At 67.7% G+C, this 13,204-nt stretch carries 10 protein-coding genes; 4 read left to right on the top strand and 6 right to left on the bottom strand.

Annotated elements, in window-relative coordinates:
• Window positions 1-13 precede the first annotated feature (13 nt).
• The gene (locus tag LDO22_RS00675) at window positions 14-292 is read right to left on the bottom strand and encodes an ATP-binding cassette domain-containing protein (RefSeq protein WP_224025703.1); all 279 of its coding nucleotides are present in this window, start codon (window positions 290-292) and stop codon (window positions 14-16) included.
• A 69-nt stretch (window positions 293-361) separates the two neighbouring features.
• Here LDO22_RS00675 and LDO22_RS00670 point away from each other — a divergent pair, with 69 nt between their 5' ends.
• The gene (locus LDO22_RS00670; RefSeq protein ID WP_224025702.1) at window positions 362-880 is read left to right on the top strand and encodes a DinB family protein; all 519 of its coding nucleotides are present in this window, start codon (window positions 362-364) and stop codon (window positions 878-880) included.
• A 55-nt stretch (window positions 881-935) separates the two neighbouring features.
• Here LDO22_RS00670 and cydD read toward each other — a convergent pair whose 3' ends face one another.
• From cydD to LDO22_RS00655, 3 genes are read right to left on the bottom strand one after another with little or no spacing between them, the layout of a single operon-like run.
• Entirely contained in the window at window positions 936-4,418 is a 3,483-nt protein-coding gene (gene cydD, locus LDO22_RS00665; protein WP_224025701.1) for a thiol reductant ABC exporter subunit CydD, read from the bottom strand.
• Window position 4,419: 1 nt separating this feature from the next.
• Window positions 4,420-5,469: a cytochrome d ubiquinol oxidase subunit II gene (gene cydB / locus LDO22_RS00660; RefSeq protein ID WP_224025700.1), complete on the bottom strand. Its 1,050-nt coding sequence runs from the start codon at window positions 5,467-5,469 to the stop codon at window positions 4,420-4,422.
• Between the two features lie 39 nt (window positions 5,470-5,508).
• Window positions 5,509-7,113, bottom strand: a complete 1,605-nt coding sequence (locus tag LDO22_RS00655; RefSeq protein WP_159632190.1) for a cytochrome ubiquinol oxidase subunit I — start codon at window positions 7,111-7,113, stop codon at window positions 5,509-5,511.
• A 261-nt stretch (window positions 7,114-7,374) separates the two neighbouring features.
• On the opposite strand from LDO22_RS00655, the gene LDO22_RS00650 reads away from it, so the two are divergent.
• Both LDO22_RS00650 and LDO22_RS00645 read left to right on the top strand, forming a co-directional pair.
• Window positions 7,375-7,758 (top strand): BlaI/MecI/CopY family transcriptional regulator, encoded by a 384-nt coding sequence (locus LDO22_RS00650; protein ID WP_018769682.1) that lies wholly within the window; start codon window positions 7,375-7,377, stop codon window positions 7,756-7,758.
• 6 nt (window positions 7,759-7,764) lie between these two features.
• Window positions 7,765-8,757: a M56 family metallopeptidase gene (locus tag LDO22_RS00645; protein ID WP_224025699.1), complete on the top strand. Its 993-nt coding sequence runs from the start codon at window positions 7,765-7,767 to the stop codon at window positions 8,755-8,757.
• A 47-nt stretch (window positions 8,758-8,804) separates the two neighbouring features.
• Here the strand turns inward: LDO22_RS00645 and LDO22_RS00640 are convergent, their stop codons facing one another.
• Window positions 8,805-10,913, bottom strand: coding sequence for a DNA topoisomerase IV subunit B (locus LDO22_RS00640; RefSeq protein WP_159632192.1), 2,109 nt, complete (start codon window positions 10,911-10,913; stop codon window positions 8,805-8,807).
• A gap of 256 nt (window positions 10,914-11,169) precedes the next feature.
• Between LDO22_RS00640 and LDO22_RS00635 the strand changes: the two genes are divergently transcribed.
• On the top strand, window positions 11,170-11,391 hold the full coding sequence (locus LDO22_RS00635) for a hypothetical protein (RefSeq protein WP_013600696.1): 222 nt from the start codon (window positions 11,170-11,172) through the stop codon (window positions 11,389-11,391).
• A gap of 212 nt (window positions 11,392-11,603) precedes the next feature.
• Here LDO22_RS00635 and LDO22_RS00630 read toward each other — a convergent pair whose 3' ends face one another.
• Window positions 11,604-12,914, bottom strand: a complete 1,311-nt coding sequence (locus LDO22_RS00630) for an RNA polymerase sigma factor (RefSeq protein ID WP_159632193.1) — start codon at window positions 12,912-12,914, stop codon at window positions 11,604-11,606.
• Window positions 12,915-13,204: the final 290 nt, after the last annotated feature.

Here is a 13,204-nt window from a genome sequence, read left to right as displayed (position 1 = left end):
GGCCACCTCCCGCTCAGCCGGCCCGGCTACGTCCCTGCGCCGGAACCCGGCGACGACGAGCGCCACCAGCACCGCAATGGTGCCCGCGGCCACCAGCACACTGTCCCAGCATCCCCATCAGGAGCCGGATGGTGGCGGTCTTGCCTGCCCCGTCGGGGCCCAGGTATCCGAACACCTCGCCCGGTCCAATGGTGAGGGTCACGTCGTCGAGCGCTGTGTTCCGGCCGAACCGCTTCATCAGGCCAGCCAGCTGCACCATACTCTCCGCGCCCAGGCGCGCTTCCGGGCTCATGCGGCCACGCTGGCCGGGCCGCTGCACCCGGCCCAGAGTCTTTTGGCCCGCACGGCTTAGACTGCTCCCATGCCTATCGTTCCTGATGAAAAGGACTGGACCTGGGTCCTGTCACGGCCCTGCCCGGAATGCAACTTCCATGCCTCCACCGCCACCCCTGCCACGGTTCCCGGAAGCATCGAAAGCATGATTCCCCGGTGGCTGGCCGTCCTCCGCCGGCCGGACGCGGCGGAGCGCCCCGACGGGCAGACGTGGTCGGCGCTGGAGTACGCGTGCCATGTGCGGGACGTCTTCACCCTTTTCAACCAGCGCCTGAACCTGATGCTCGCCGAGGATGGCGCCCGCTTCGCGGACTGGGACCAGGACCGGACAGCCCTTGAGAAGGACTACGCCAACGCCGATCCATCCGAGGTGGGCCCGGAACTGGCGGCGGAAGGTCACGAGGCCGCCGAGTCCTTCGCCGGCGTCCCGGAAGAGGACTGGGGCCGCAAGGGCCTGCGCAGCAACGGCTCGGAGTTCACCGTCCTGACGCTTTCCCAGTATTTCCTGCACGACGTGGTCCACCACCTGCACGACGTCGACGGCTGACGTCCGGGGTCCGCCAGGACCCGAAGCCGGCGCGGCGAAGCGCATCCGGCTTCGCTCAGCGCGAGGGCGCCAGGGATCCCCGGGGCTGTCCGGCGGAGGCTGCAAGCTCCAGCCGGGCGTCGCCGGCGTGGATGTCAGCCGGGTTGTGCGTTACCAGCACCACGGTGCGGTCCCGCAGTCCGGCGCGCAGGTCGGACAGCATGGCAGCCGCGGATCCGGCATCGAGGTGCGCTGTGGGTTCATCCAGCAGGATCACTTCCGCGCCCGTCAGCAGGGTCCGCGCTACCGCCAGGCGCTGGCGCTCGCCGCCGCTCAGGAAGGCACCGCCGGGCCCGATCCGGGTGTCCAGCCCCGCCGGCAGCCGGCCCACCAGCGCGGAGAGTCCGACGGCGGCCAGGACGGCCTCCAGGTCGTGGTCCCCTGCCGGAGTCGCGCCGTTGGTGGCGGGCCGTCCCAGCAGCAGGTTTCCCCGGATGGTGGAATCGAACAGGTGGGCCTCCTGGGGGCACCAGGCAGCCCGGCCGGTGACCATGACCTGACCGGATGCCGGTGGCAGGAAGCCCAGCAGCACCGAGAGCAGCGTGGATTTGCCGGAACCGGACGGTCCGGTGACCGCCAGCCAACGTCCCGGGACTGCCACGGCATCCACGCCGGAGAAGACCGGAGAGCCGCCCGGCCATGCCGCGGCCAGACCCACCAGTTCAACGCCTGGCGCATTCCCGGCCCTGGCGGGAACAGGCTGCAGGCCCTCGGGGGTTTCTCCGCCGCCAGGGGTCCGGCCTCCGTCAGGGATCCCGCCCCCGTCAAGGGCCCCGGACTCCCCCACCCGGCGCAGGACGGAACGCAGCGCGGGGTACTGGCGCACCGCCGTCGTCATCGCCGCGTAGGGTTCCACCAGCGCGAGCAGCAGCAGGACCACCACGGCCGCCGTCGCCGGGGCCACCTGGGCCGAGACGACGCGTGGGGCGGCCAGCCACGCGGCCGCCAGGGCTGCCGTGCCGCAGGCTGCGGTGGCGACGCCATGTCCCAGCCCGTCGGCCCAGGCGGAGCGCTGCGATGCGCGCGTGGCATGGCGGTCCTCCGCCAGCAGGGCGTCAAGCACGCGGGGCGCCACGCCGTTGGCGTGCAGTTCGGCCCGGGCATCGAGGGCAGCGGTGACGCGGCGCAGGACGACGGACCGCAGGGATTGCTCGGCGGCGGCGGATTTGCGGTCGCCCCACAGGGCGGCGGCAGGTGCCAGCAGCAGCCCGGCAATTGCAGCTCCCACCACGGCGGGAAGGGCGTCCGGCACCAGGATGCCTGTGGCTGCCACGGCCAGGATGGACACCACGAGCGCCGTGACGGGCGGCAGGACCACGCGCGGCAGGAGGTCCCGGACAGTGTCGACGTCGTCGATCACCGTTCCCAGCACGTTGCCGCCCTGCAGGAGCCGGCGCAGCGACAGGGCCCTGCGGCTCAGCGACTCCCAGAGGCGGCCGCGGAGGCGCGTGAGTGCGGCGAACACGGCATCGTGCAGCAGCAGCCGTTCCCAGTACCTGAACACAGCCCGGCCAATGCCGAAGAACCGGACGCCGACGATGGCGGTCAGGAGGTACAGGATGGGTGGTTGTTCGCTGGCCCGGATGATGAGCCAGCCGGACAGGCCGGAAAGCGCGACGGCGAAGACGGCTGCCAGGGTGCCGACGAAGGCCGCTGCGGCGAACTTGCCCCGGACCGGTGCCAGGAGGGCGGCCAGGAGGCGGGCGGCGCCGGGGGCAGCCTGTGCGGGGGCGCCCGCGGCCGGGTTTCGTGTGGCGGGGAGGTCCGTGGAAGCGACGTCCGGTGCCCCCTCGTCTGCCGCGCGGCCTCCTGCCGGGCCGGCAGGAAGGGTGGCCGGCATGGTGGCGGGCAGCAACGCGGCAGCAGCACCCTCCTGGTGGGCTACGGCGTCGGCCCCCGGCGCCGGCGCCACCGGCACCAGCAGGTCCGCCAGCTGCCGGGTGCGCTGGTTGTGGGCCACCAGGATCACGGTGACCTGGCCACGGAGCCGGCGGATGGCGTCCTCGACGATCACGGCGGACGCGTCATCGAGGTGTGCGGTGGGTTCGTCGAGCAGCAGGAGGGTGGCGCCGGCCTCGATCCGGGCCAGGCCGCGGGCCAGTGCGACCCGGCGCAGCTCGCCCGGGCTCAGTTCCGCCTGGTGCTTTGCTGCCAGGTGCCCGGCGCCGGCGCGTTCCAGGCAGCGCCGCGCAGCCTCCTCGGCGGTGAACCTGTCCGGGCCGTGCCCGGGGTCCAGTGAGAGGTAGAGCAGCACCTCGTCCAGGACGGTTCCGGCCACCATGACGGGGTGCTGCGGCACCCAGGCCACCGCGCGGCGGTCCAGTCCGCTGGTGGACCCGGTAATACTGGTCCCGCCGCCGTCGCCGACCGTTCCGGCGAGAACGCCCAGGACGGTGCTCTTGCCGGCGCCGCTGGGGCCGTCCAGGGCGGTAATCCTGTCCTGCGGTGCGGTGAACGTGAGGGGCCCGACGGCGGCTCCGGACCGGCCGGCATACGTCACGGTGAGTCCGGTGACCTCCAAGGGAGCGCCGGGCCTGCCGGCCTTGGCAGCGGGCAGGGGTGCAGCCTCGGGAGCCCCGGTCACGGCGGCTGTTTCCGCGAGCGCCACCCTGCCGTCGTCGCTGGCGTGGTGGGCGGTGCCAAGTTCGCGCAGCGGAAGGTAGCAGTCCGGCGCCAGGATGAGCGCCAGCAGGCCGGCCTCCAGCGGCATGTCACCATGGACCAGCCGGACGCCAATGAAGACGGCCACCACTGCCACCGAAATGGTGGCGATGAGTTCCAGGGCCAGCGCGGACAGGAACGCGGTGCGCAAAGTGCCCATGGTGCGCGAGCGGTATTCCTCCGAAATCTCTTCAAGGGCCTTGCGTTGGGCGGTGGCGCGGCCCAGCCCCACCAGGACCGGCAGGCCCTTGGCCAGCTCCAGCATGTGCGCCGAGAGCCGTGCCAGCGACGCCTGGGCCTGCCACACGCTGTCCTCGGTGTACCGGCCGATCAGCACCATGAACACCGGGATCAGCGGCACCGTCAGCACGATGACCAGCGCACTCACCCAGTCCGCGAAGAGAATCCGGGCCCCCAGCAGCAGCGGAACGGCCGCGCAGTTGACCAGTGCGGGAAGGAACTGGGTGTAGTAGCTGTCCAGGGCGTCCAGGCCGCGGGTGGCGAGGACCGCCAGGCCGCCGTCGCCGGGGCCGGATCCGCGCACACCGGTGCGCAGGGCGCGCTCCAGCAGCTCAGCGCGAAGCTCCTCCTTCACGCCCAGCGCCGCGCGGCGTGCAGCGACGGCCTGGCCCCACACGGTCAGGGAGCGGAGGACGACGCCGGCAAGTCCGGCGGTCAGCTGGCTCCCCCACGCCGGGTTTCCGGCAACCAGTCCCGCCAGGACGGAGGCCACTGCCTGCCCGATCAGGACCAGGGACAGCGCCTTGAGCGCGGCCAGGAGTCCCAGCCAATAGATCGCTGAGCGGGTGGACGGACCGGCGGGGAAAGTTGGGCGCACGTCAGCCCTTGGTGGTGAAGGCCCTGGCGGCGACCGCCGGGAGGAAGCTGTGGGCTTCCGGGATGTGCGCGGCGCTCACCCGGCGGCGGAACACCCAGTAGGTCCATGCCTGGTACGCAATCACCAGGGGAAGGCCGAATGCCGCCACAATGCTCATCAGTCCCAGGGTGTAGTCCGAGGAGGATGCGTTGGAGATGGTGAGGTCGAAGGCACTGTCCAGCGTGGAGGGCAGCACCACGGGGAACACGGCGCCGAAGATGGCGGTGGTGCCCAGCACCAGGAAGCCGCCGAGGGCCAGGAACGCCCTGCCTTCAGAACCCCTCCGTGCCAGCAGCCAGGCAGTGATGGCGGCGCCTACGGCCAGGATGACGGCGGCCCAGGTCCAGGGCTTGCCGTCCATGAACTGGATGGCGAGTGCCCATGCCGCGATGGGCAGGAGCAGTACCGGCAGGAGCCGCACGAACCACTGGCGGGCCCGGTGCCGGACGTCCCCGTCGGTCTTGAGGGCCAGGAAGGCCAAGGCGTGCAGGAGGGAGAACCCCACTACCGCCACGCCGCCAAGAAGGGCGTAGCCGCTGAACCAGGCCATGGGGCCGCCCTCGCGGTCGCCGTTGACGTTCAGCGGCAGGCCGGTGGTGGTGAGGGCCAGGGCGGCCCCCACGCCGAAGGCGGCGAAGAAGGAGCCCAGCGCGATGGCCCAGTCCCAACGGTTCCGCCAGCTGTCGGTGTCCACCTTGCCGCGGTACTCAAACGCCACGGCACGGAAGATCAGGGCAAGCAGGACCACCAGCAGCGGCAGGTAGAGCGCGGAGAACAAGGACGCATACCAGAGCGGGAAGGCGGCGAAGGTGGCACCGCCTGCAGTCAGCAGCCACACCTCGTTGCCGTCCCAGACGGGCCCGATGGTGTTCAGGAGCACGCGGCGTTCGGTGTTGTTGCGGGCGAAGAGCTTCATCAGCATCCCGACGCCCAGGTCGAAGCCCTCCAGGAAGAGGTAGCCGGTCCACAGCACCGCGATGGCGATGAACCAGATGGTGGGCAGCAGTTCCATTGTGTTTTTCCTCTGCTCGGTCTTTGGAGCCGGATGCGGTTAGTAGGCGAAGGCCAGGACGTCGTCGGCGGGCTTGGTGTCCCCGTTGCCGCCTGGGCCGGGCGTCTGGTCCTCGTTTTCGTCCGCGGGTGCATGGGCGAGTTCCGGCATCGCGGAGACCACGCCGCCGCGGATGTACTTGACCAGCAGTTTCACTTCCACCACCAGCAGGACGGCGTACACGGCGGTCAGGGCCACCAGGGAGGCGATCAGTTCCCCTGCGGAGACACCCGGTGACACGGCGGCTGCGGTGAACATGAACACCTGGTCAATGCCGCTGGGATCCGGGTTGGGCGCAACCACGAACGGCTGGCGGCCCATCTCGGTGAAGATCCAGCCGGCGGCATTGGCGCCGAAGGGTGCCAGGATGCCGAACACGGCCAGCCGCATGAGCCACCGTGCTTCGGGCACCGTCCCCTTGCGGGTGAGCCAGAGTGCCACTAGTGCCGCCAGGGCGGCGAGTCCGCCGAAGCCGATCATCATCCGGAAGCCCCAGTAAGTGACTTCCATAACGGGGACGTACTGGATTTCCTGGCCGGCGCGTTCGCCGTAGATGGGATTGTCCGGCAGGTGGGTTCCGTAGTTGGCCTTGTACTCGGGCAGCAGGCTGTTGACGCCCTGGACCTCGGTGGTGAAGTCGCCCTTGGCCAGGAAGGACAGGATGCCGGGGACTTCGATCACGGCCACCACGTCGTCGCAGTTCTTGGATCCCACGTTGCCGATGCTCAGGACGGAGAACCCGGTGCCGTCGTGGCAGGCGGCCTCCGCGGCGGCCATCTTCATGGGCTGCTGCTGGAACATGAGCTTGCCCTGCAGGTCACCGGTGACCGCGGTGCCGGCGAAGGAGATCATGGCCACCACGGCGCCGATGCGCAGGGACCGGATCCACACGCTGTGGTCGGTGCGGTCGCGGCCGGGGATGCGGGCGTCTTCACCGGGGATGACGCGGCCGTCGGCGCCCACGGTGTCAATGCCGTCGTGCCGCCTGCGCCACAGGTGGTACCAGGCAATGCCAAGGAGGAATCCGCCTGCTACGGCGAGAGCACCAAACAGGGTGTGCGGGACGGCGACGAGGGCGGTGTTGTTGGTGAATACTGCCCAGGCGTCGGTCATGACGGGCCGGCCGTTGATCATTTCCACGCCCACCGGGTGCTGCATCCAGCTGTTGGCCACGATGATGAAGTAGGCGGAAAGTGCTGATCCTATGACGGCCACCCAGAGGCAGGCCAGGTGGATGGCGGGCTTGAGCTGCTTCCAGCCGAAGATCCAGAGGCCCAGGAAGGTGGACTCGACGAAGAACGCCAGGAGTGCCTCAAGGGCCAGCGGTGCGCCGAAGACGTCACCGACGAAGCGGCTGTACTCGCTCCAGGCCATGCCGAACTGGAACTCCTGCACGATGCCCGTGGCAACGCCCATGATGAAGTTAATGAGGAAGAGCTTTCCCCAGAACTTGGTCATGCGCAGGTACTCGGGCTTTCCGGTGCGGTACCAGGCCGTCTGGATCACGGCGACCACCAGGCCCAGGCCAATGGTCAGCGGCACCATCATGAAGTGGTAGACCGTGGTGATACCGAATTGCCAGCGTGCGATTTCCAAGGCGTCCATGGCAGTCCCTACTGTTAGCCAATGCAGTTTTCTACGCTTCGTAGAACTGTAACTTCTACACAGTGTAGAACATGGTCGACGGCGGGCGAAAACCGATCACCCTCCCTAAGGATCGCCCACCGGGACGCGGCGCGCCAGATGTTCTACCCGATGTAGAAGGTTCGGCGGTTTAGGGGTAAATTTAGTTGTGTAGTTGAACAACCGCGTGTCGTCACCGGGCGCCTCACAGCGCACGGTGCGGGGAAATAAAGGAAAAGTGAAATGGCTAGTCTTGGTGAACTGGAACGGGCAGTGATGGACCTGCTCTGGGCGGGCCAGGAAGCGGCTACGGCCAATACCCTGAGGGACCAGCTGGCGCGCACGTCGGCTGCACAGGGCGGACCGGGCCACGAAGGCAAGGAACTGGCCGTCACAACGGTGCTTACCGTACTTTCCCGCCTGGAGAAGAAAGGGCTGGTTGAGCGCGAACGCGGAACCCGCCCGCACCGGTACCAGGCAGTGTCCAGCCGTGCAGACCACACCGCCGAACTCATGCATGAGGTCCTTGGGTCAGCCCCGGACCGCGAGGCCGTCCTGGCCCGCTTCATCGGGTCTGTCTCCGAAGGTGAAGCCGAGACGCTGCGCAAACTGCTGGGTCACCTCTAACACACCATGTTCTGGGCCTCATACCTGCTGGCGGTCCTTGCGATAATCCTGGCCTGGCCGGTGCCAATCCTCCTGTCACGGGCCCAGTGGCCGGCCAGGTCACCCTTCACGGCCATGCTGCTGTGGCAGGCAATCGCGCTCGCAGGTGGGCTTTCCATGATCGGCGCCATGCTGGTCTACGGCCTGGAACCAGTTGGTGACAACCTCATTGCGGGGCTGCGCGCCCTTGCCGGCATGGTGCTTTTCAATGCCCCCACCACGGCACTGGGGTTCTGGCATATCTTTGCCCTGTCCGCTGCCGCACTGCTCACGGCCCACCTGGTCTTCACGCTGCTGCTGACGTATTACAAAATCCAGCGGCAGCGGCGCCGGCACCGGGAACTGCTCGCCCTCCTGGCCTCGCCCTCGGCACAGGGCGCCGGAACGCTCGTCATCAACCACGATTCCCCTGTCGCCTACTGCCTCCCGGGCGGCGCACGCTCGGTGACCGTCCTGTCGGACGGCCTCATGGCGGCCCTTGAACCGGCCGAACTGCGTGCCGTCCTGATCCACGAAAACGCCCACCTGAGCCAGCGGCACCACCTGCTCCTGTGGGCCTTCGCAGCCTGGCGGCAGGCCCTTCCATGGCTGCCCACCACCCGAATGGCGCAGGAGTCGGTGAATTCGCTGATCGAAATGCTGGCCGACGACGTCGCGCTCCGGACCGAGAGCAAAGCGACCCTGATCAAGGCCATCGCCATTGTGGCCAGCGGCTCTGCAGGCAACGCGGGCACCACGGACATCCGGCCGTCCTCCCCCACGCTGGCCCTGTCCGGACTCGAGGCAGCATCGGGCGGCCCGGGCTCGGACGCCGTCCGGACCGCAGCCTCCAGGGTCAGCCGCCTCCTGACGCCGCAGCCCCAGCTTCCGGCGGCCGTCCGCAGTGCGGTCATGGCCGGCTGCGCGCTGCTCCTGGCGCTGCCCACCGCACTGCTTGTGGTCCCCGGGCTGCTCGGCTGAAACCGGCCGCACACACCTGCCCGGCCACAGACTGACGCCGCCGGCGGTCAGGCGTCGATGCGCTCCCGGTCCAGGCTGGATGCACCGGCAATGATGAAGTCCTTGCGCGGGGAAACGTCCGAGCCCATCAGCAGGTCGAAGATCTCTTCCGCCTGCTGGGCGTTTTCGATTCCCACCTTGCGCAGGGTGCGGTGCCGCGGATCCATGGTGGTCTCGGCCAGCTGCTCGGCGTCCATCTCCCCCAGGCCCTTGTAGCGCTGGATCGGTTCCTTGTACCGCTTGCCTTCCTTGGCCAGGCGGGCCAGGAGCACGTGGAGCTCGGCCTCGGAGTAGGTGTAGATCATTTCATTGGCCTTCTGCCCGGCGTTGATGACTTCCACCCGGTGCAGCGGAGGGACCGCGGCGAACACCCTGCCTTCGAGGATCATGGGCCGCATGTACCGGAAGAAGAGGGTCAGCAGCAGCGTCCGGATGTGGGCACCGTCCACGTCGGCGTCGGTCATGAGGATGACCTTGCCGTAGCGCGCTGCGCTGATGTCGAAGCTGCGGCCGGAGCCTGCCCCGACCACCTGGATCAAGGCCGCGCACTCGGCGTTGGAGAGCATGTCCCCCACCGAGGCCTTCTGGACGTTCAGGATCTTGCCGCGGATGGGCAGCAGGGCCTGGAAGTCGGAAGAGCGCGCCAGCTTGGCCGTGCCCAGCGCGGAGTCGCCTTCCACGATGAACAGTTCGGAGCGTTCGACGTCGTCCGTCCGGCAGTCAGCGAGCTTGGTGGGCATCGAGGAGGTTTCCAGCGCGTTCTTGCGCCGTTGGGTCTCCTTGTGCACGCGGGCCGAGATGCGGGACTTCATCTCGTTGACGATCTTTTCCAGCAGCAGTGCCGACTGGGCTTTGTCGTTCCGGTTGCTGGAGGACAGTTTGGCGGAGATTTCGCGCTCCACCACCTTGGCCACGATGGCGCGTACGGCGCTGGTGCCCAGGATCTCCTTGGTCTGGCCCTCGAACTGGGGTTCGGCGAGCCGGACGGTCAGCACGGCGGTCAGGCCGGCGAAGATGTCGTCTTTTTCGATCTTGTCGTTGCCGGCCTTGAGCTTGCGGGCATTGGCCTCCACGGCTTTGCGGAAGGTCTTGATCAGGGCCTGTTCGAACCCTGACTGGTGCGTTCCGCCCTTCGGGGTGGCGATGATGTTCACGAAGCTCCGCACGGTGCTGTCGTAGCCGATCCCCCAGCGGAGCGCCACGTCCACCTCGCAGTCGCGCTCCACCTCGGCCAGCTGGCTGTGCCCGCGTTCGTCAAGGACCGGGACCGTTTCCTTGAACTTTCCTGCGCCGTGCAGCCGCCAGACGTCGGTGACGGCCGGGTCCGCGGCGAGGAACTCGACGAATTCGGAAATGCCGCCGTCGTGGTGGAAGACCTCTTCGTGGGGGCCGGCCTCGCCCGGGGTTCCGGGGACCTTGCGCTCGTCCCGCACGGTGAGCTTGAGGCCGGGCACCAGGAAGGAGGTCTGGCGGGCACGGGCAACGAGGTCCTCGTAGGAGAACTTGGCGTCCGGGGTGAAGATCTGCCGGTCAGCCCAGTAGCGGATCCTGGTCCCGGTGACGCCGCGCTTGGCCTTCCCCACCACGTCCAGGACGGAGTCGTTGACGAACGGCGTGAACGGTGCTGCCGGGTCCAGGCGGGAACCGGTGTCCTTGAAGCGGCCGGGTTCGCCGCGGCGGAAGGACATGCGGTACGTCTTGCCGCCCCGGTCCACCTCGACGTCCAGCCGCGAGGACAGGGCGTTGACCACTGAGGCGCCCACGCCGTGCAGGCCGCCGGACGCGGTGTAGGAGCCGCCGCCGAACTTGCCGCCGGCGTGGAGCTTGGTGAACACCACTTCGACGCCGGTGAGGCCCGTCTTGGGCTCCTTGTCGATGGGGATGCCGCGGCCGTCGTCGTGGATTTCCACGGAGTTGTCCGCGTGGAGGATGATGCGGATGTCGTGGCCGAATCCGGCCAGGGCCTCGTCCACGGAGTTGTCGATGATTTCCCAGAGGCAGTGCATGAGGCCGCGCGAGTCGGTCGAACCGATGTACATGCCCGGGCGCTTGCGGACGGCTTCAAGGCCTTCCAGGACGGAGAGGTGCCGGGCGGTGTACTCAGAGCTGGGTGCCACTGGTGATGAACTCCTTCAGGGACGTCGACGCGGCGCTGGGACCGCACCTTCCAGAATAGTCGGCGGCAGCGGCCACAGCCGTCTGCCACACCCACGGGCCGGTGTGCGGCACGCCACGGGCCTTGGTGACGGGCGGAACTGGGCAGTTCTTGACCGAACCTTGCGGATACGCGCACAGCGAACTTGCCCCATCCTTGCGATGGTTTGGATACGAATGCTGGTTATATAGATGTACTGATCTACTAAGGAGGCCGATATGACAACAGCAGTGGCAGACCGCACGCTTAATGCACTGGACCGGTGCGACCGTTGCGGAGCTCAGGCATATGTCCGGGTTGTACTCGAGTCCTCCGGCGGTGAGCTGTTGTTCTGCGGCCACCACGCCCGTGCAGTCGAGGCGACGCTCAAGCCGTTGAGCTCCGACTGGCACGACGAGACGGGAAAGCTTCACGAGAAAGCTGCCGTTGAAATCGACTAGATGAGGCATCGGTAACAACGAACCCTGCGGGACTCTTCCACACGGAAGGGTCCCGCAGGCGTTTAAGGAGGCGGAGCCGGACTGGGCCCGGCCGATAGCGGAACAGGACCGCCTGCCAGCCCGGAGACGACAGAACCGAAAACTAACAGGGGCCGTCCCGGACCCACTTTTCAGTGGATCCGGAACGGCCCCTGTTCGGCCCTGCGAAGGGTTTAGTCCAGGTAGTCCCGCAGCACCTGCGACCTGGACGGGTGGCGGAGCTTGGACATGGTCTTCGATTCGATCTGGCGGATCCGCTCGCGGGTGACGCCATAGACCTTTCCGATTTCGTCTAAAGTCTTCGGCTGTCCATCCGTCAGGCCGAACCGCATGGCGACGACGCCGGCCTCGCGCTCGGAAAGGGTATCCAGCACCGAGTGCAGCTGCTCCTGCAGGAGCGTGAAGCTCACGGCATCGGCCGGGACAACGGCCTCAGAGTCCTCGATCAGGTCACCGAACTCGGAATCGCCGTCCTCACCGAGGGGGGTGTGGAGCGAAATCGGTTCGCGGCCGTACTTCTGGACTTCGACAACCTTTTCCGGGGTCATGTCCAGTTCCAGTGCCAGCTCCTCGGGCGTGGGTTCGCGGCCCAGGTCCTGCAGCATCTGGCGCTGGACACGTGCCAGCTTATTGATGACCTCAACCATGTGCACCGGGATACGGATGGTGCGGGCCTGGTCGGCCATGGCGCGGGTAATGGCCTGGCGGATCCACCAGGTGGCGTAGGTGGAGAACTTGAAGCCCTTGGTGTAGTCGAACTTCTCCACGGCGCGGATCAGGCCAAGGTTGCCTTCCTGGATCAGGTCCAGGAAGAGCATGCCGCGGCCGGTGTAGCGCTTGGCCAGCGAGACCACCAGGCGCAGGTTGGCCTCCAGCAGGTGGTTCTTGGCGCGCTTGCCGTCGTGGATGATGAACTCGAGCTCCCGCTTGTACTTGGGATCCATGGATCCGTCGTCAGCGGCGATCTTCTCCTCGGCAAACAGCCCGGCTTCGATCCGCAGCGCAAGGTCCACTTCCTGCTCCGCGTTGAGCAGTGCCACCTTGCCGATCTGCTTCAGGTAGTCCTTGACGGGGTCAGCGGTGGCACCGGCGGACATGACCTGCTGCACCGGGGCGTCATCGTCGTCGGCGTCGGAGTAGACGAAGCCCTTGCCGCTGCCGGCGGCACCCTTGACGGGTTCAGCGTCGGCATCCTCAACTGCGTCCGCACCTTCGAGGACGATGTCGTCGAGGTCTTCCTCAACTTCTTCGACCTCGTCCGTGTCAACGTCACCGGACTTTCCAGCGGCCGCTGCTGCAGCCTTGGCGCCGGGCTTGGGCCCACGCTTCTTGGGCTCGCGCTTGCCGTCCGCTCCAGCCTCGCCGGCCGAAGCCTTGTTGGCAGCCCGCGTGGCTGCCCGCTTGGCGTTGGTCGCGGCCTGCTTCTCCTCAGGGGACAAGACGTCCTGGGCGGCGGAATCCTTCTTCGTGGAAGACGGGGTCACAGAAAACCTTTCTAGCGGTGGTCTGTGGAATCACCATACGGGCAACACCACTATGACCCTGTCAAGTCCGTGATGAAAACCAAGCGCCACCACGGCCGGCAGAGTCACTTAAGACAACTCCCGAAGCGGCTGTAATGTTCCCTCGCGGGGACGGTTACAAGCACTCGATACACGGACCCAACCGGGTCTCGGCATCCATTGTCTCATGATTTGCCCGGATCGGGCCTCCCCGGCCGTTATCCGTTCCCGCTGACACGCCATGGGCCGCCAAAGCCTGGCTTGTGTCCAGA

Source organism: Arthrobacter sp. NicSoilC5, from assembly GCF_019977395.1.
Taxonomy (GTDB): domain Bacteria; phylum Actinomycetota; class Actinomycetes; order Actinomycetales; family Micrococcaceae; genus Arthrobacter.
The sequence above is the reverse complement of the archived record's forward strand: the minus strand, read 5'-3'. Positions and strand labels throughout refer to the sequence as shown.

What these genes read in the sequence shown, in the direction of transcription:
- LDO22_RS00675 (WP_224025703.1), bottom strand. Translation starts at nt 292, where the DNA reads ATGAGCCCGGAAGCGCGCCTGGGCGCGGAGAGTATGGTGCAGCTGGCT.
- LDO22_RS00670 (WP_224025702.1), top strand. Translation starts at nt 362, where the DNA reads ATGCCTATCGTTCCTGATGAAAAGGACTGGACCTGGGTCCTGTCACGG.
- cydB (WP_224025700.1), bottom strand. Translation starts at nt 5,469, where the DNA reads ATGGAACTGCTGCCCACCATCTGGTTCATCGCCATCGCGGTGCTGTGG.
- LDO22_RS00655 (WP_159632190.1), bottom strand. Translation starts at nt 7,113, where the DNA reads ATGGACGCCTTGGAAATCGCACGCTGGCAATTCGGTATCACCACGGTC.
- LDO22_RS00650 (WP_018769682.1), top strand. Translation starts at nt 7,375, where the DNA reads ATGGCTAGTCTTGGTGAACTGGAACGGGCAGTGATGGACCTGCTCTGG.
- LDO22_RS00645 (WP_224025699.1), top strand. Translation starts at nt 7,765, where the DNA reads ATGTTCTGGGCCTCATACCTGCTGGCGGTCCTTGCGATAATCCTGGCC.
- LDO22_RS00635 (WP_013600696.1), top strand. Translation starts at nt 11,170, where the DNA reads ATGACAACAGCAGTGGCAGACCGCACGCTTAATGCACTGGACCGGTGC.